The sequence below is a fragment of the Paenibacillus eucommiae genome, from assembly GCF_017874215.1.
Lineage (GTDB): Bacteria > Bacillota > Bacilli > Paenibacillales > NBRC-103111 > Paenibacillus_AI > Paenibacillus_AI eucommiae.
This window is the reverse complement of sequence record NZ_JAGGLB010000007.1, coordinates 96,768-114,570: the sequence shown is the minus strand read 5'-3', so window position 1 is coordinate 114,570 and position 17,803 is coordinate 96,768. Positions and strand designations below refer to the sequence as shown.

General features: G+C 44.9%; 13 protein-coding genes. 8 read left to right on the top strand and 5 right to left on the bottom strand.

Annotated elements, in window-relative coordinates; all coding sequences use genetic code 11:
- Nucleotides 1-17 precede the first annotated feature (17 nt).
- The gene (locus J2Z66_RS43790; RefSeq protein WP_209971771.1) at nucleotides 18-2,267 is read left to right on the top strand and encodes a helix-turn-helix domain-containing protein; all 2,250 of its coding nucleotides are present in this window, start codon (nucleotides 18-20) and stop codon (nucleotides 2,265-2,267) included.
- Here the strand turns inward: J2Z66_RS43790 and J2Z66_RS12625 are convergent.
- Nucleotides 2,236-3,141 carry a helix-turn-helix transcriptional regulator gene (locus J2Z66_RS12625; RefSeq protein WP_209971770.1) on the bottom strand — a complete coding sequence of 302 codons (906 nt, stop codon included), beginning with the start codon at nucleotides 3,139-3,141 and terminating at the stop codon, nucleotides 2,236-2,238. The genes J2Z66_RS43790 and J2Z66_RS12625 overlap by 32 nt on opposite strands.
- Nucleotides 3,142-3,358: 217 nt before the next feature.
- On the opposite strand from J2Z66_RS12625, the gene J2Z66_RS12620 reads away from it, so the two are divergent.
- The 6 genes from J2Z66_RS12620 (at nucleotide 3,359) to J2Z66_RS12595 (ending at nucleotide 13,028) form a co-directional block, all read left to right on the top strand.
- Nucleotides 3,359-4,429, top strand: coding sequence for a Gfo/Idh/MocA family protein (locus tag J2Z66_RS12620; protein WP_209971769.1), 1,071 nt, complete (start codon nucleotides 3,359-3,361; stop codon nucleotides 4,427-4,429).
- 113 nt (nucleotides 4,430-4,542) lie between these two features.
- Nucleotides 4,543-5,514 carry a sugar phosphate isomerase/epimerase family protein gene (locus tag J2Z66_RS12615; protein ID WP_209971768.1) on the top strand — a complete coding sequence of 324 codons (972 nt, stop codon included), beginning with the start codon at nucleotides 4,543-4,545 and terminating at the stop codon, nucleotides 5,512-5,514.
- Between the two features lie 50 nt (nucleotides 5,515-5,564).
- Nucleotides 5,565-6,065, top strand: coding sequence for a GNAT family N-acetyltransferase (locus J2Z66_RS12610; RefSeq protein WP_209971767.1), 501 nt, complete (start codon nucleotides 5,565-5,567; stop codon nucleotides 6,063-6,065).
- A gap of 13 nt (nucleotides 6,066-6,078) precedes the next feature.
- Nucleotides 6,079-7,404 (top strand): neutral/alkaline non-lysosomal ceramidase N-terminal domain-containing protein, encoded by a 1,326-nt coding sequence (locus tag J2Z66_RS12605; protein WP_209971766.1) that lies wholly within the window; start codon nucleotides 6,079-6,081, stop codon nucleotides 7,402-7,404.
- A gap of 260 nt (nucleotides 7,405-7,664) precedes the next feature.
- Entirely contained in the window at nucleotides 7,665-10,796 is a 3,132-nt protein-coding gene (locus J2Z66_RS12600) for an S-layer homology domain-containing protein (RefSeq protein ID WP_209971765.1), read from the top strand.
- Nucleotides 10,797-10,832: 36 nt separating this feature from the next.
- Nucleotides 10,833-13,028 carry a right-handed parallel beta-helix repeat-containing protein gene (locus J2Z66_RS12595; RefSeq protein WP_209971764.1) on the top strand — a complete coding sequence of 732 codons (2,196 nt, stop codon included), beginning with the start codon at nucleotides 10,833-10,835 and terminating at the stop codon, nucleotides 13,026-13,028.
- Nucleotides 13,029-13,141: 113 nt separating this feature from the next.
- Here J2Z66_RS12595 and lepB read toward each other — a convergent pair whose 3' ends face one another.
- Nucleotides 13,142-14,170, bottom strand: coding sequence for a signal peptidase I (gene lepB / locus J2Z66_RS12590; RefSeq protein WP_209971763.1), 1,029 nt, complete (start codon nucleotides 14,168-14,170; stop codon nucleotides 13,142-13,144).
- Nucleotides 14,171-14,380: 210 nt separating this feature from the next.
- Between lepB and J2Z66_RS12585 the strand changes: the two genes are divergently transcribed.
- The gene (locus J2Z66_RS12585; RefSeq protein WP_209971762.1) at nucleotides 14,381-14,995 is read left to right on the top strand and encodes an HD domain-containing protein; all 615 of its coding nucleotides are present in this window, start codon (nucleotides 14,381-14,383) and stop codon (nucleotides 14,993-14,995) included.
- Between the two features lie 119 nt (nucleotides 14,996-15,114).
- Here the strand turns inward: J2Z66_RS12585 and J2Z66_RS12580 are convergent, their stop codons facing one another.
- The 3 genes from J2Z66_RS12580 to J2Z66_RS12570 form a co-directional block, all read right to left on the bottom strand.
- Nucleotides 15,115-16,191: a VanZ family protein gene (locus tag J2Z66_RS12580; protein ID WP_209971761.1), complete on the bottom strand. Its 1,077-nt coding sequence runs from the start codon at nucleotides 16,189-16,191 to the stop codon at nucleotides 15,115-15,117.
- 88 nt (nucleotides 16,192-16,279) lie between these two features.
- Nucleotides 16,280-17,014: a Fic family protein gene (locus tag J2Z66_RS12575; protein ID WP_209971760.1), complete on the bottom strand. Its 735-nt coding sequence runs from the start codon at nucleotides 17,012-17,014 to the stop codon at nucleotides 16,280-16,282.
- Nucleotides 17,015-17,205: 191 nt separating this feature from the next.
- Nucleotides 17,206-17,799 carry a GNAT family N-acetyltransferase gene (locus J2Z66_RS12570; protein ID WP_209971759.1) on the bottom strand — a complete coding sequence of 198 codons (594 nt, stop codon included), beginning with the start codon at nucleotides 17,797-17,799 and terminating at the stop codon, nucleotides 17,206-17,208.
- Nucleotides 17,800-17,803: the final 4 nt, after the last annotated feature.

The window sequence follows — 17,803 nt, the reverse complement described above, 5'->3', positions numbered from 1 at the left end:
ATCAGGGGGTGCAGGCTGTGGACATTTTTAAAAGTAAAGTTTTTCGGAAAATGCTTCTAACCTGTATCCTGATGCCTGTGATACCTGTGCTGCTGCTGGGCGGGTTCAATTACTACCAATCGACTCAAATTGCCAATCAGCAGATCGATACTATGAACATGGCGATGGTGGACCGGGTTGCGGAGCATTATGATAAAATATTGCGAGATTTCACGGATATAGCCTCCCTGGTCAAGGATTTGCCCTGGCTCACTAAGATTGTGCAGATGGAAACGGTGGATTACGATCGCATTGATATCAATGATTTGATGAATATTGCTGTTCAACTGCGTATCTACAAATTAAATAATGAAGCGATCAAAAATATTACCGTCGTGTTCCGGGATAGTGATCTTGTCATCGATACGGATACGTTTTATGACAAGTCTCACTACTTTTCAAACAAATATAGCATTCATACTGATGGGTTTCAAAAAGGAAGTATAGATTGGGAAGCCCTTAATACCCCGCAGTTCATCAACAACTTTCAGATGGAGTATTACGGAAATCCTGTCGATCCAACGATGCTGTTTGTGAAACCGCTTCACTCCCCTGGGAGCAGAGCTAAGGCTTTAACGCTGATCCAGATCGATGAAGCAAAAATGAAGGAAGCGCTCACTCAGTTTAAAATGGGGGAGAAAACGACGCTGTACATCCTAAAAAGTAATCTTGAGTATTTCTTTTCAGGCAGTGAAGGCGCAAAGCTTCCATCTGAAGAAACGCTTCAGACACAGAGCGGAAGTGGTGTGCTGCTGATCGGCAAGGAGCGGTTCAACTATTATTTTGCCACCTCTCGTTACAATGGCTTCAAGTACATTGCAGCCGCAGATTCCAAATCGGTCATGGCGCAAGTGGAATATATCAAAAAGATGACCTATGCCCTGGTGATTTGTTCGGTAATTACCGGTTTTATAATCTCGTATGTGGTTGCTTTGAATAATTATCGTCCGATTCGCCGATTGGTACACAACATCTCATTTCCGTCGCTGAAGCGGCCTCATCGTAACGAATTCGACCTGATTGAGCGGGAAATCCGCACTTTAGAGGCATCCAGACCGATCATCAAAAATAATTTCCTGCTTAAATTGATCAAAGGGGTTAGCATGGAAGAGACCAACCAGCGGAGTATGGAGGTCAGTGGTCTCGAATTTCCCGGAACTTCATTCGCAGTTGCTGTGATGGAAGCGGAAGCGATGGATAATATGAAATCGCAGGAGCAGCTTACGGACAGTGAACTGAGCATTCTGACCATCAGGGAGATTGAAGAGTATTTCAAGAGCCACTCGATTCATTGTCATGCCTTGGAGACAGATCCGTCTGAATATGCGATCATTCTGAACTTTTTTGACTTGACGAAGCAACAGCTTAGCGATTTGCTCGCGCTTTTATTTGAACATTTGCAGGAAAAGTATGAGGGGCGTCTGGAGCTTGGATTAGCGTGTGGCGTTGGGGGAGTCTACAGCGAGCTGAAAAATATTTGCACTTCCTACCGGGAAGGGCGCAAAGCGCTGGAATACAAATATTCGCCAGAGCCGGCCTCCGTAACTGCCTATGCCGATATTGCCGATCAGTTGGCGCAGACGGTTCATTTTACTGCCGAGAACGAAATACAACTTATCCAAGTGGCCAAAACCGGGGACTTCGCAAAAACGGAGAAACTGCTGGATGAACTGCTGCAGCAAAATTTCGCGGCTAGAAGATTAGACAGCCGTCACGGTATGTATGTGTTTACCCGGATGATGACTGCCGCCATTGAGGTATATGGCAGCACGCGAGGAGAGCCGTCAGATCTGCTGGGTGGATACGAAACGCTGCAGAAACTAAAAAACTATCATGACATCGTGGATTATATGAAGAAAGTGTACATGATGGTCTGTCAGTCGATTAACGAGAACAAGCAAAAAGTGAATGAGAATTTGACAAAAGCAATCGTGGCCTTTATCGATGAGCGATGCTTCCAGCCGGATATATCCCTGACACTGCTAGCTGAACAGTTTTCTTATTCGAGCGTGTATAATTCCCGGTTAATCAAAGACTATGTCGGCTGCAATTTTGTTGATTACGTCAATAGAAAGCGTGTCGAGCGTGCGAAGCAGCTGCTTGGGGATACGAAGCTTCTGGTCAAGGATATCGCGCATACTGTCGGATTCGAGAATGATATCTCGTTCCGCCGAATCTTCAAAAAATACGAAATGATTACTCCTGGCGAGTATCGGGATGGACTCTAGCAGCGCTTGACGGAAAAAAGCTATCCAGGACCGTTTTTCGATACTGGCCAGGACTTGTACCGTTCATAGATTTAAAAAATCGGATGAACGGATAAGCACTCTCAAAGCCGAGTGAATTGGCGATTTCTCCTATGTTCAGATCTGTGGAGGCCAGCATATATTGGGCCTTTTTCATCCGCTGAGCGCGGATATACTGCAAGGGGGATTCATGGAATAGCTCCTTGAACTCTTTATGAAAATGCGAAGTTGAAAGGCTCAGAATCTCCGCCAATTGAGATACTTTGATTTTCTCTGCGAGCCGATTCTCGATATAGGCAAACATCGGCTGAAACCTTTGATAATTTCGGATGTCATCGAGGCTCGTTATCTTTAAACGCGATACAGACAGCACGGTTTCCAAAATTTTGAACAATTGCTGCTTCACTTTCATCGCAGCCAGTAAGGACATCGAGGCTTCAGCAGAATCATGCTGCATCAAGGCATGAATTTCAGCCTGGAGCCGGCCAATCTCGTTTCCATGGGAAACTGACAACCAATACGGAGACTCCACAAGGTCGAATAATTGAAAATGCTCAAAAAGTCTGACATCCAGGTTTAACCAATTGGTGACAAATTCGTCATCCAGCAGCTTGATCCTGTAATTGACATGCCCCGCGATGAACCAGGCTTGCCCAGGTCCGATCTCGAAGGAAGCGCTTTCTGTTTCGACAAGAATCCGGCCTCCTACGATTTGAGTAATGAGTGAAAAGGGCTGATTAAATGTGTTTGAAAGCCACTGCGCATCTTTTATTGCATTTATTTTCGTAACTCCGCTACTGATAAAGACGACCTCAAGCGAATTCAAGATATTGGAGAGAGACAGCGAATGGTTCATATGGAATGCACCCCGTTTTGTTAACGATACTACCACGATAGGTGTTTTTCTTTTTCCTGTCAAGCGTACGGCGTTAGGGAAATATCAGATGATATGAACATAAATCAGAGGAATTGTCATTTTTTTCGGGTTTTCAGCAGTGATATAATGATCCTGTAATCACTGAATGATGAACAGGAAAAAGTTAATAACAAAAGGCGAAGCGGGAGAGATGAAGATGAGTAAAAAGTTGAAAATAGGTATTCTTGGCGGTGGAGGTATTCTGGGTGCCCATGCACCTGGATATACACGGCTTACAGATATTTGTGAAGTTATCGTCGCGGAAACGGATGTAAGTCGTCATGATTCTATCAGGAAGCTGTTGGGCGATGAGGTTGAAATTGTCGGAGATTACACGGAAGTGTTGGCCAATAAAGACGTCGATGCGGTGGATATCATTCTGCCCCATCACCTGCACGTGACTGCTGCTATTGCTGCTGCGGAGGCAGGTAAGCATGTACTTACCGAGAAAGTGATGGCCAGAAATGTATATGAATGCGATCAGATGATAGAAGCTTGCTCTAAAGCTGGCGTCTCCCTTACAGTCTGCCATGACAGAAGGTACAATACGGATTGGCAAGCACTTAAGCATATAGTGGATTCGGGTGAGCTCGGTGAGATCCTATTCTGGAAGCTCGAACATAACCAAAATGTTGTGTTCCCTGAAAAAAGTTGGGTACGTTACAAAGATAAGCTTGGCGGCGGTGCTATAATGAGTTGTCTGACTCATCAAATTGATTCGCTAAGATGGTATGGTGGAGAAATTGACAGTGTTACTTCGATGTCCAAGGTGGAAGAAAGCCGAATGGAAGGTGAGAGCATAGGAGCCATCATTGCGCGCATGCAATCAGGGGCCCTGGCACTTCTTTCGATTAACTGGTATACCCAGTCCCATCAAGCTCCCGATGGATTATGGTATGAGTTCAACCATGTTACAGGTACCAAAGGTGAAGCTTATTTCATGAGCGGAAAGGGCACCTATGTGAAAATCCACGACAGTCAATCAAAGTTATTTGAATATGACATGAAGGGTGAAGGAGGTTTTGTTAAAGTGGAACCTCAAGATGATCTTACCGGTCATCAGCGCTGCATCGATGAATGGGTAAAAAGCTTGAGAGGGGAAGCGGCGAATATTGTAACAAGCGGGACGGACAGCCGGAAGACGGTTGAAGTAGCTGAAGCGGCTTATCGTTCTGAGGAATCGGGAATGGTTGTTAAACTTCCTATAGCACCCCTGCCTTGGAGATAACGAGCGAATTTACAGTAGAAGCCATGAATTTGCTGATTTATTGATTTATTGATTTGATGATTTGATGAATAGATGAATTGATGATGGTCTGATGATAAACAGGAGGAAAGAACATGAAAGTAGGCATTGATAGTTTTACGATCAGGGATTTAAAGTTAGATGCTTATCAAACCCTTGACTATGTAAAGAAGTTGGGGCTGGAAGGGGTACAATTTGGTGGCATGGAAGAGCTTAGCAAGGAATCGGATGCGGGTCAGCTCAAGGATATTCACGATTATGCAGTTTCACAAGGATTGTATATCTATTCTGGAGTCGGAGCCTGTAATCCGGTGCTTGTTGAAGGATCGTTAGATGAACATAGGAATGGAATCATTTCTGATCTTAAAGCTTATGCCGGGGTCGGTTGGCATGAACTCAGGAGCGTTATTTGTTTCTCAGACGAAAATTACAACCATCCCGTTCCCTGGAAAACTCATTTGGATCAAAGTATTGCCTTCATCAAAAGCTTGCGGCCTGCCCTGGAAAAGTACGGCAGCAGAATCAATCTGGAGAACCATGGCGACAGCACCTTTGACCTTTTGAAAGTGGTCGAAGCCGTGGGAGCCGATATATGCGGGATTTGTTTGGATACAGCCAACACACTTGTGAATGGCGAAGATCCCGTCCTTGCAGCGAAGCGCGTGGCACCCTATACGCATTTAACACATGCGAAGGATGGCATCACATTTTTTAGTGAAAATGGCGTGAAAAGACAAGGCAAGGCTCCAGGCCAGGGTGTGGTAGATTTTACACAAATCATCCCCATCTTGGGTGCATACAGCCCTAACTTGCCTTTATCGATCGAAGACCACAAATGGATATTTGAATTTCGCATCTTTAACCAAGATTGGATAGATAAAAATCCAGACCTGACTCCATTTGAACTGGGACAGTTTGTGAAATTGGCCTGGCAGACAGAAAAAAAGCTGGCTAGCGGAGAAATCCCGCAGGTGGATGCGTACGAGGCCATACCTTATATGGAGCAGATGGAAGAGCGGTTAACCTCTGGTCTTCGGCATTTAAAGGGAATTATCAATCAGCACTAACGGCGGTTGGATCATGCCGGAAAGGTGCCGTATTAAAAAGGAGACATTCGATGATGCTTGAACCCATAGAGCCCCATGTTTCGTTCCGGCTGATTACTTCAGAAGATGTAGAACTGCTTATTCATTTTTTTGAAACCCTCTCTGATTCAACAAGGAAGATTTTTGGATTTTCTTTTGACCGGGAGCATGCCGAGACATGGGTAAAGGAAGGAACGAGCGATCCGGGCATGCGTCGATTTCTGATGTTCGAGCATTCGCCAGACAGCGCTGCGGAGCCGGTCATGTTGGGCACTGTCTGGTTATGGAATTGGACGAAACAAGTTGTGTGGTTTGGTATCATCATTGCAGACGCCTTCCAAAACAAAGGTTACGGTAGTAAATTGATCCAAATCGCTATTGAGGAAGCAAAAAAATCCAACAAGGGGGGCATTCTGCTCTCGACGCACAAAACGAACCTTCGAGCCCAGAAGCTGTATCAAAAACATGATTTTGAGATCATTGGCGAAGACTCGCGTGGCGAATATTTGATGCTATTAAATTTTCCGGTCTAGGGAGGTATGGAAAATGGATCATTGCTTTCAAGTAGGTATTGGAAAAGTAGACATAACGCCAGAAGCAGATGGTTATATTGCAGGAAGTTTATATCCGCGTAAAACCAGTTTGATTAAAGATCCGTTATTTTCCAAAGCCATGGTGATTAGTAGTGGAAACGTAAAGGTAGCAATTGTTTCTTTAGATATTATTTCTCTTTTTGCAGAGGATGTACTAAAGGTGAAGAGTGAGATTGAACAATCAACCGGCATAGCAAAGGCTAACATTGTGTTATGTGCCTCTCATACGCATTCCGGTCCCTATACAGATTTTGTTGCTGTTCAATTAGGGGCGTCTTATCTCGAAAAAAATCATGTTCATTCTGAAATCGTGCAGCAACATCTGCTATATATGAATAGACTAAGAGAAGCGATTGTCCAGTCTGTAATCAAAGCGAATGATAATTTAGAAGATTGCAAGCTAGGCGTATCAAATTCTGAAGTCGAGGGTTTATCTCATAATCGGAGATTGCTGAAAGAAAATAATGATTGCTGGAATTCATGGCTGCTGCCTCTCGAAGAGAGAGCCAAGTGGCCTGCTGAAGGCCCAATGGATACGAAATTGTTTGTTATGGCTGCGGTTAAAGCGGATGGAAAAGTGAAAGCACTGCTGTACAACTATGCCCTGCATGCGAATAACAATCCAACAGAAGGAAGTGTGTCGGCTGATTATCCGGGTAAGGTCGAGCAGGAAGTTACCGGTGTGCTTGGCGCTGAAGTGATGACCTTCTATGTTGCAGGTGCTTGTGGAAATATAAATCCAATCGTATCCAGTGATGATGTGGGTACCAGGATTGGACAAGAGATCATTAGAAGCGTTGCCAAACTGGATTTTAATGCGGATACAGTAATAAAAGTTGAAAGTGTGGAAATTGATTTGCCGCTTAGGCAAATGAATGAGTTTCAAGAGGAAGAAATAGCGAGAAAGTGGCCCGATGGTGTTGACTACTTTTTGAGTAGTTATCAACTTTTGAAAGCGAAGAATATCCCATCTTACAAGGCTAGTTTAACGGGAATAAGGCTCGGTGAGATTGCTTTAATCACATGTCCGGTTGAATTGTTTGTTGAATTGGGACTTTACATAAAAAGGAAATCTCCATTCGCACATACAGCTATAGTTACGCTTACGAATGGTTGTTTAGGTTATGTGCCAACCTTACAGGCATTCGAACATGGAGGATATGAAACATTCGGTTCACTCTACTCCTTTCTGACTCCACATGCAGGGAATGAAATTGTAAACCATTCGTTATCTATTTTACGTAATCTGAATGATGTACACGGAAATGTAGGCCTATAAAGCATTGATGCGGTGGATATCGGTGGATATCATTTTTCCCCATCACCTGCATGGAACAATAGTTTCCCTTCTTTAAAATGAAAGGGGGTGGGAGAACGATCACAACCATTTGGAATAAAGTCTGATCGGCGTGGCGAGTGCCAGGCCAATCAGATGATGAATGATGCGGTGGATGGAGTGACGCTGTTAGCTGGCGTCATGATAGCAATGAATTTAGATTTTGAAAGCGTTATCTTTCTGACGGGAAGGTTTGGTGAGCGATGAAACTTAGAACAATTTCTCTACTACGTCATATATGCATAGGAATGATCATCGCCGTATTACTTGCTGCCGGGCTGCCTGGTTCGCGAGTGGAAGCTTCAGCTTCTTCCTCGAATGTGGCAGCGGGAAGAGGGCCCCATGCTGTGGCTGTTAATCCGGATACGAACAGGATTTATGTGGCCAATGTGGACAGCGACAGCGTGAGCGTGCTGGAAGACAGTGATGGTGGTATTGTCACCGTGGCAACCGTTGAGGTTGGAACCACACCGTATGCAGTAGCTGTGAATCCGGTGACGAATAAGATCTACGTGGCCAATGTGGATAGTGATACCGTGACGGTGATCGACGGCGTGACAAACAACACCGTAGAGGTAGATGTAGGGACTCAGCCGTTTGCTGTAGCAGTGAATCCGGTGACCAACAAGATTTACATAGCCAACATAGGTGACGATACGATGACCGTGATCGACGGGGCAACGAATCATACGACCCATGTTGATACGGGGGAGAGTCCGTTTGCTGTGGCGGTTAATGAGGCGACCAATACGATTTATGCCGCCAATATAGACAGTGACACGGTGACGGTCATTGACGGCTTGAGCCATGCTGCTCTTACCGTTCCGACAGGTGCGGGTCCCAATGATTTGGCGGTGAACCCGCTAAACGGCAGCGTTTATGTAACGAATTTCTACGACAATACCGTCACTGTGATTGATGGTGTAACGAACGACACCTCAACCTTGGTTGTGGGAACAACACCAAATGCGGTTAAGGTCAATGAGACAACAGGTAAGATTTATGTGGTCAATGATAGCAGTAACAATATGTCGGTCATTGATGGCAGCGATCATAGCATCTCTACGGTATCCGTTGGAGCAGGTCCTACAGCTCTGGCCATTAATGCGGATACGAATAAGATCTATGTAGCGAATTATGACAGCAACAGCGTGACGGTGATCGATGGAGCAAGTCTTTTGACGTCTACCGTATCTGCAGGAACAAATCCGATTGCCGCTGCGGTCAATAAGTCACTGAACAAAGTCTATGTGGCCAATTTCAATAGCGACGAAATCACCATTATCTCGGATGAGCGGGTCACGGCTGCGGATTTGAGCACCTTGGCCGTAAGCGCTGGATCGCTCAGCCCGACATTTGATCCGAGCATTACTAGCTATACGGTTCATGTAGGCAACGAAGTTACTAATGTAACCGTTACAGCGGAGACATATGATTCATCCGCAAGCATCTCAGTAACGGAAGACGTGTATGCAAATAGCGCGGAGATACCCGTCGGCCTGCATGTAGGAGCGAATGTGCTGCCAATTGTCGTGCATGCGGCAGATGAGTTGACGAGTAAGACCTACACGTTGACGATTTATAGGGCAGGTGTTACAGAGCCGAATGCTGATTTAAGCAGCTTGAATGTTAGCGTGGGGACTTTGCAGCCCTCGTTTACTCCTGAGGTTACTACCTACTCGCTGAATGTCGGACATGAAGTAAACAGTCTGAGTGTAACAGCGGTTACGTATGGCCAGGCGACTGCGATGAAGATCAACGGCAGTCCTCGTGACAGTAGCGTCCCCCTATCAATGGGACTGCAGACGGGGGCCAATCAAGTCGTGATTGTCACAACAGCTGAAGATGGTTTAACCAGTAAGACGTATACCTTAACCGTGAATCGGGCTGAGGCTCCAATGGAGTACAATCCTAATCCTTCACATACAAGCACAACAGACACGCCAAATCCAAAGCCGGCGGACGACGATGTGAAAAAGAGTTCAAATGGCGTTACACTTGGCAAAGGTGCGGCAGCGTTGACCGTAACAGCAGCAACGGGAACGAACGGGAAAGCGGCGTCTACGGCGATGCTTCATGCCGACTCGCTAACGAAAGCATTTAGCTTGCTGAAAGAGGACGCATCCATCGAACAAACGATTACGTTTGTAATGGAAATTTCAGGTACGGAAGCTATTCATAGCGTGGGTATTCCGGCTAAAGTGCTTGTTGCTGCTGCGAGTGAAAATCCCAATGCGGCCATTAAGCTTAAGGCAGGAAATGCTGGTTATACATTGCCGATAAACTTTCCGGCACTAACCTCGTTCTTAAAGCAGCTCGGAGGCAAATTGGAGAATGCCATCGTCTACCTTACGATGGAAACGATGGCTGATCCAACCAAGGAACAGATGGTTGAGCAGGCGAGAGCAGCAGGTGTCACACTTAGAGGCGACATCATCGATTTCACGCTTACCGTAGAGGTGGATGGCAGTAAACAAGTTTTTGCTGACTTCGGACGGACTTATGTGAACAGAAGTATCACTCTTACAGGGAATGCAGATGCATCAGGGTCGACTGGAACAGGAGTGATGGATATTACGCAGGCAACGGCAGTCAGAATTGATCCGCTAACCGGCGATGTATCTTTTGTCCCTTCTGTCTTTACAACCACGAACGGAATGACAGAAGTGCGTATCTTCCGTCCTGGAAACAGCCTGTACGCGGTCGCCCAAACGAAGAAGTCATTCGCCGATCTACAGGGCCACTGGTCCCAAACCGATGTGGAACTGCTCGCCTCGAAGCTAATCGTTAACGGGCAGACAGAAACGGGCTTTGTTCCGGAAGGCAATGTCACTCGTGCGGAGTTCGTCAGCCTAATAGTCCGTGCATTGGGAATAGAGGAAGCTTCGCTGACTGCTCAGATGAATATTCAGACGTACATTCAACCGAACATTCAGCCGAATACTTATTCATTTACGGATGTCGGACAGGCCGACTGGTTCGCGGGTGCAGTTGGGGCAGCGACGAAGGCGCACATCGTCAGCGGGTTTGAGGACGGGACTTTCCGGCCTAACGATACGATAACGAGAGAGCAAATGGCCGTGATCCTTTCAAATGCGCTATCGTTTGCTGATAAACCCGTTGCTGTTGCAGGAAAGCTAAATCCATTGTTGGATGCTTACCAAGATAAGGCTGCGATTAGCTCTTGGGCACGGGTTGCTGCAGCACAAATGCTTGAATCCGGTGTGATGACAGGCATTACAGATCATCAATTTGCCCCTCAAAACATGGCAACTCGCGCTCAAGCTGTTGTCGTTATCAAAAGGCTGCTGCAGGCTGCAGGATTTATTAACTAACTATAGTCAATTTCAAAAAAACAGGAGGAATAAGCCATGTTAGATGAAAAGGAAATGCCACTCGCTCCAAGTTCGGAAAAAGAAAAAATGAACAGTGTGATCAGCAGAAGGAAATTGCTCGCTTCTTTAGGGATAGCAGGCGCAGCGCTCGCTTCATCGGGTCTGGTTAGTGGAGCTCTGACCAAGGCATACGCCGATCCGGTTGTTAACCGCACGAAAGTAAAAGATTTAATGACTATGGATCTAGAAACGAGTGGCTGTGCAGCTACCACCATAGCTGATCTTCGAAGCATGTCCGCTCCATCTGCTGATTCTATTTACTATGTAAGAGATGTTGGACAAGAGGGACATTTTCACTACGATCCTGGCGATACGACGTCTGTTGACAATACGGGTACCCTATTGGTATCTACTTCCGGCAAAAGATTCAAGCGTGTTATAGAAACAGCATTTATTAATGTTAAATGGTTCGGAGCCAAGGGAGATGGTGCGACTGACGATTCAGCAGCTATTCAGACGGCCAACAGCTACGCGGCTTCTGTACATAAAACCCTAAGCTTCCCTTACGGAACCTATATGGGGCATGGACTGACTCCCTCAGCTTCCTGGTATTCCTGCGAGAATGCAGTCATTCAAAGCAACGCTGTGGTACCTATGTCCACATTCAATGGCAATTTTGTCAAGGTCGAGGGAAAAAGCAGGCTGACTTTCGAAGGTTTAACTTTTGACGGCAGCGTAACTGCGGATCCTTCCTCCTGGAACAGCGGCAACTATAACGCCTTTTCCGGATCAGTGGGTCTCTTTCTATTGAATTCTAGTGAAATTCTTATCCGCAATTGCTTTTTTCAAAACAGCTTTTTTTCTACCATTCGCCTAACGGGCTGCAATTCCGTTAACCTGGAAAATTGCACGATGCGAAAAGCCCGGGGAAACTTTGGTGATGCTGTGTATGTGGAAACGTCCCACCATGTGAGATTTGACAGATGTTTGTCTGAAGACTACACCAGAATTGGATATGTAACGGAAGATCAAACGCACAATGTATCCTTCTCCCAATGTTACGCCCGAAATGGGCATCATGGCTCGATAAATTACGGAGGGGCTGAATCCAATTCTGGCTTCTGGTCGGAGATGTCGGAAAGTATCAGTTTCTCTCAATGTGTAGCAGAGAAGAATGAGCATCGAGGATTTACTTGTGTCTCTGGTCCAAACGCTCCCAAGAAGACTCCGGTTGCATCATTCATGCTGGATTCTTGCTTATCGATTGATAATCGTGACTATGCTTTTGTAATGCTTGGCTGGTCGACGCCGATTTCTGTTGCATGCAGTGGGTGTTATGCCCAAGGATCTTATATGGGTTTTCATCTGACTGGGACAAATGATCGGGATACTTTTCATTTCACAGATTGTTTTGCACATTTGTCATTTGCGGATGATTCCAAAGAATACGTTAGCTTTATCATCAATAATGAAGCAGCCCCGACTAAAACGACGGGTGTGACTATACTAAATTGCGGATCGATCCTTGGAGACGGCAATTATTCGGGTCTGGTTGCGACAGGGAGTTTATCAGGGGATATTGTGATGTACGACGGGGGTAAGGCGGTCATTATCGTGGATCAATTCACAAATGTAAATCTGCCTGGGCAAGTAGTCATTAAAAGCTTAGCGAGTTCACCCACGCTGCGGGTTCGAAATTGTAATGTCACGATTCCAGTTATTAATAATTTTACGGAATTGCACTTTGATTCTTGTACATTCAGTACCTTGTCGCATTCTATGGGAACAAGCGCCTCCCAGGGAACGATACGATTTAAGGATTGTGAAGTATATGGTCCGGTGACCTTGCGAACGAAAGGACGTATTATTGTAACCGATACTACGATGAAATTGTCAGGAGCTGCAGTTATGAACATCATTCGCGGAACAAGCAGCAAAGACATCCTGACAGAATTCCATCAATGCAGGTTCGAAAAAGATATCAGCACAAGCGATTACATGCTCAGTATTAATGAAAGTGGAGCATTGAAGCCCCAGTCCGTTTTTAATAACTGTATCTTTTATCAGACGAACGATTCGGCAACAACGACGAAATCATTCATTTGGCTGGTCAATACAGGGACGACTGCGTTATTTGCAGCCTGTTATTCCGATGATACAGTGATATCGCTTATAAAAACAGGCTCGGTGTTAAGTGCACCTAGTGGGGTTGCTTTGATCGATTTACACTAAGCCCTTTAAGATCAGAGAGAAGAGAACGGGAAAAGACTGCCGATTTTTTTGGCAGCCTTTTCCTGATACATATTAGTTGTAATAAGAAGTATGAAGAAGTAAGAAGACATTGCTTATTTCGCTTCGACGTTCACAACAATAGAGCCAAAGTATGGATCGCCAATGTACGCTTCAAGGCGCCAAAGCCCGGGTTCAGGAAGCGTCATACTCCCAGTCGGGATATGTCCATTTGCCCCTGCAAGCGGACCACTTACGCCACCAGCGGCAAAAACGACCTTGCGGTCTTTTTCATTGTTTTCACGAACAGCAATTATTTTAGGACTGCCAGCCAGCTCTTCGGATGTGCCCCAAAAAAACCAGGGGGTACGAAAGGGGACTCCTGCGAAGACTGGTTTATTGTTGATGGCAAACCGGCCTCGTTCTCCCCGCAGCTGCCAAACCTTCCCTTCATGACTTCCTTCAGGAACAAGCTTGGAAATTGCAAAAGAAGAACTGATTTTCCATGGATGCTTTTCCAAAAAGCCGCTAACCTTGCCCACGATACCTTTGATTGGAATAGGCCCGACTACCTGGCTGTCCCATGCACGCCACCTGTTGTCTCCCATGAGATACACGCTTCCTTGTGGAATCTTCAACGATTCCAGATTATCGTTCTGGAAGTTTTTAATCCGGTTGCTCAAGTTTTGTTTTTCGTAATCTTCAAGGCCATAAGCTTCTCTGTACTCTTTTTTAAGCTCGTTTAATCCGGGGCCAGCAGGTCTGCCATAGAAAGTGTCGAGCTTTTTATCATCAATATAGATCTGTCCAGTGTGGATACGAAGAGTCTCACCTTCCAATGCAATGACCCGAAGTAACGGATCTGTATCCTTATGCAGAGAGGGATCTTTCTCCAGATATACCACATCCCCGCGCTGCAAGCTATGGGTTTTATAGTAATTTGTGTCGATCACAAGCTCCTCGCGTGAGAAATTCTCATACCCCAGCATTCCGTCATATTGAATCAGCATTACCAGATTTTCATCCTCAGCCTTAACAGTGGGCAGCTTAATTTGAGTTGCATAGTCATGCAGCACTTCCCCTTCGCATCCAATAAGCAGAGAAACAAGCGCAAAGAAAAGAAATCCACCTTTGATGGATAACATTAAGATTCACCCTTTCCAGGAGATTTTTGATAAAAAATGCTTGATTTATAATTAGTGTAATTATATTATATTGGAATATTAAGGAAAACATTGGTGAATTTGTGCCAAAATTTTGTCCGTATATTTGTATACAACTTTTGGAGTAAGAGTAGTATACTGGATGGAAAAGCATTTTTCCTTCTGGACATTTAAAAAAGGGGAGAACTAAACATGGAAAGCACAAGATTTGAACAGCAAATGCAATTTATTATCGAAATAGACAAGCTGAAGAACATACTCCGAAAAACGAAGCTAATCGACGGTACCCGATACGAGAATGATGCCGAGCATACCTGGCATTTAATGATCATGGCTGTAACGCTGCTGGAGCATGCCAATAGTAAAGAGCTGAACTTGTTAAAGGTCATAAGGATGCTGATGATCCATGATATTGTAGAGATCGACGCGGGAGATACGTTTGCTTATGACAATAAAGGACGCGAGGACAAGCGTGAACGGGAGGAAAAGGCGGCTGCTAGAATTTTTGGCTTGCTGCCTGAAGATCAGAGGGATGCTTGCCTGGAATTGTGGAACGAATTCGAAGACAGAACTACAGATGAGTCAAAGTATGCCGCTGCGCTTGATAGACTTCAGCCCTTACTATTTAATTATCACAACCAGGGGGAAACCTGGAAAAAGCATGGAATTACAAGCGAGAGGGTCACTGCTTTCAATCAACACATCGGAGAAGGATCGGAAGTACTGTGGGAGTACGCGAAGGATTTAATAGATCAAGCCTTGGACAAAGGTTACATCACTAGCAGTAAGGATGCTGCTACAATTTAGAATTTGGTATAATATGGTAATTTTTGCCGATGGAATCATTCTTCGCCTCAATCTTTAATAGAAGAAGCCTTGCCCGTAAGTTGGGACAAGGCTTCTGGTTTATCCAGACGTTTCAATTCCTAAGAGATAATATGGGTGGTCCCGCTCTTCGCTTCATAAAACAGTTTTTTATCACGATTAAAGAGCCGAATCAGCAAATGAATAGTAAACCAGGCATCTACAACAAACAGGGCTACAGCAAATAGGATCTCAATAACTCCAGAATTAAAACCTGTACTTACAAAGCACACATTAAGGCCTCCAAGCAGTACATAGAGTAGTCCACTCCGAATAGCAAGCTCGCGCATCATCAATTCTTCGCCGCTGCCTTTGATCCGGATTCGCACAATTAGCTTTCCTAAGGTCTGGCCGTTCGTGCAGTACGGAATAATAATGAAATAGCCAATGACAACGACTACATACGCAACAGGGAGACTATAATCCCCGGTTATAACCAGTACAGGAAGCAATACAATCCAATCCAGCATCAAAGCAATGCCGCGGCGTGTATAGCTTACTCGTTTCTGGGACAAATCCAGGTTATCGTCCAGCTTGTCTATGCGAGGCAAGAGCGAAGAAAGCCACTCTGCTGTAATAAAACCGATCAAACCGCCTAATGTGTTCAGCAGCAGATCATCCACATCAAATAGACGATACGGATAATCGTAGATGCCATATATTCCTGTCACCTGCGTCACCTCAAAAAAGAGCGACAGACCGAAAGAAGCAATCAAACATCTAATCCACCTAGCCCTCAGGTAATAGCGGAGAAACATACCAAACGGCACTACGAGACATACGTTAAACAGAACCTGCAGAAAAGCCCTTTCCTGGAAAATATGCATGTAAGTCGAAGGCTTATCCAGCACAACGCGGGTCTCCCTTAGCATATCTTGAATGAAATTAAACGGAATCCACTGCATGTATGAAGACACATCCGGAGGCGCATTATGCCTGGAAGCCGGTAGCGGAAGAAGAACAAGAAACAGGGCATTCATCAAGTACAGTAAAAATAAATAAAGCAGCGCCCCACGCAGCTTATTCACATAGCCATGCCGGCGGTATTGAATAATCAGAAACGGCAAAGTAAAAAGCAGCGCAGCCACCGGAAAAGTAAGAAACGCATAGGAAATCGGAAATAAATAAAACTTAAGCATATGTATCTGCACCTGCCAGTCATCGACATGAAAATAGAAAAGCACGAAGGGATGCTTGGGGGCGACCCTTCATGCTTATTTTAATGAACTATACGGATAATATCAATTCAAGACTATGCGTCACTTCTGCAGCGATCATATCTATGATAGCTTGCGGATCTCCATGATCGGCCTTCTCTAGCGCGATGTAGTAATCCTGACGATTTTCATTACGAATGATAGCTGGTGGAAATCCACGCTTCATCAAAATGACATTCATCGCTAACCGGCTTACACGCCCGTTACCATCGATGAATGGATGAATGCCCACGAGCTTGTGATGGAACATAGCAGCTAATTGCACTGGATGCATCTGCTGCTTCTCCGCCTCATACCACTGAATTAAGAGCTCCATCTCTAGCGGCACCTGAATGTACGAGCTGTAATGGTGAATGTTTCCGGATACGGTCAAGACATGATTATCTTTTTTCTTGTACTCGCCGGGGAAAAAATCGATATTGCGGACACCTTGGAAAAGAATGGCATGAAGTTCTTTGATCAGCCGCTCAGTCAGCTCTCTTTCCATAATTCCTTCCTGCAGATAATCAATCGCTTCTGCATGATTAACGATTTCAAGATGTTCCCGAAGAGATTTTCCTTTCACCGTCAATCCTTCACGAAGGAAGAAGGCTGTCTCTTGATAAGTGAATGTATTGCCTTCAATGGCGTTTGAGTGATAAGTCCACTCTTCACGAAATTTTTGCGCGATAGTTTTCATAAACTCATGCTGCAAGGGACGCCTTTGATCGACCTGTTTACGTAGTGCATCAATGTTCTCCCACATATCCTTAAATCCTTTCCGAGTTGAAGCAGATACTAGCATTATATCAGATGAAGCAGGGAAACATACTGCCTAATTGATCTGTTTTTAAAAATGGCTCCATAATTAGGAGAAAAGACATTTCAACCGAAAGAGGAGGGACGCCGATGGTCCGATGGTCGCACTTGTGTCGTTTTATGGTGTGTTGCGTTGGATTATTTCGAATATCTCAATGATACAAGGTAATTGATCCCGATTTTCTTTGCCCGTTTAATTGGTATTTGCCTGCGTTTGTATTCTTCAAAACCTAATTTATAATAGAGTTTCATGGCTGGAATATTGGTATCGGCGACTTCTTCAATCAAATAAACCTCATATGGTGTATGCTCAAGGATATGACGAATCAGTTGCGAAGCAATGCCTTGCCCCCTGAATTCGGCGGCCGTCCCTACAAATTCAATGGAGCCTACACCAGGTGAAGGATGAACGAAGGTAGTTTCAAATTCTTTTTTCAAGAAAATACCGGCCAGAGTGCCTCTATAAAAGCCTAAATGTTTGCGAAGTTCCTTTTTATCCAGTTTAACTGAAAGTGAAGTTCCATCCGTACAAGCAGCCATTCCGACCACCTGCCCCTTGAATAAAGCCACATAAAATTGGTCCAAAACGAATATATGGGCGAACGCTGCAGCAATCCTTTTCGGATCTTTAGAGAAAAACCCAAGCCACTGTGTGAATCCCTCTGCGAATATTTCAGATATTCCTCGCCTCACATCAAATTCAGCTTGATCGGCTTTAATCACGTTAATCATGATA

Excerpts from the sequence above, each read along its gene's own strand:
- J2Z66_RS12625 (WP_209971770.1), bottom strand. The coding sequence starts at position 3,141 with ATGAACCATTCGCTGTCTCTCTCCAATATCTTGAATTCGCTTGAGGTC.
- J2Z66_RS12620 (WP_209971769.1), top strand. The coding sequence starts at position 3,359 with ATGAGTAAAAAGTTGAAAATAGGTATTCTTGGCGGTGGAGGTATTCTG.
- J2Z66_RS12615 (WP_209971768.1), top strand. The coding sequence starts at position 4,543 with ATGAAAGTAGGCATTGATAGTTTTACGATCAGGGATTTAAAGTTAGAT.
- J2Z66_RS12610 (WP_209971767.1), top strand. The coding sequence starts at position 5,565 with ATGATGCTTGAACCCATAGAGCCCCATGTTTCGTTCCGGCTGATTACT.
- J2Z66_RS12605 (WP_209971766.1), top strand. The coding sequence starts at position 6,079 with ATGGATCATTGCTTTCAAGTAGGTATTGGAAAAGTAGACATAACGCCA.
- J2Z66_RS12600 (WP_209971765.1), top strand. The coding sequence starts at position 7,665 with ATGAAACTTAGAACAATTTCTCTACTACGTCATATATGCATAGGAATG.
- J2Z66_RS12595 (WP_209971764.1), top strand. The coding sequence starts at position 10,833 with ATGTTAGATGAAAAGGAAATGCCACTCGCTCCAAGTTCGGAAAAAGAA.
- lepB (WP_209971763.1), bottom strand. The coding sequence starts at position 14,170 with ATGTTATCCATCAAAGGTGGATTTCTTTTCTTTGCGCTTGTTTCTCTG.
- J2Z66_RS12585 (WP_209971762.1), top strand. The coding sequence starts at position 14,381 with ATGGAAAGCACAAGATTTGAACAGCAAATGCAATTTATTATCGAAATA.
- J2Z66_RS12580 (WP_209971761.1), bottom strand. The coding sequence starts at position 16,191 with ATGCTTAAGTTTTATTTATTTCCGATTTCCTATGCGTTTCTTACTTTT.
- J2Z66_RS12575 (WP_209971760.1), bottom strand. The coding sequence starts at position 17,014 with ATGTGGGAGAACATTGATGCACTACGTAAACAGGTCGATCAAAGGCGT.
- J2Z66_RS12570 (WP_209971759.1), bottom strand. The coding sequence starts at position 17,799 with ATGATTAACGTGATTAAAGCCGATCAAGCTGAATTTGATGTGAGGCGA.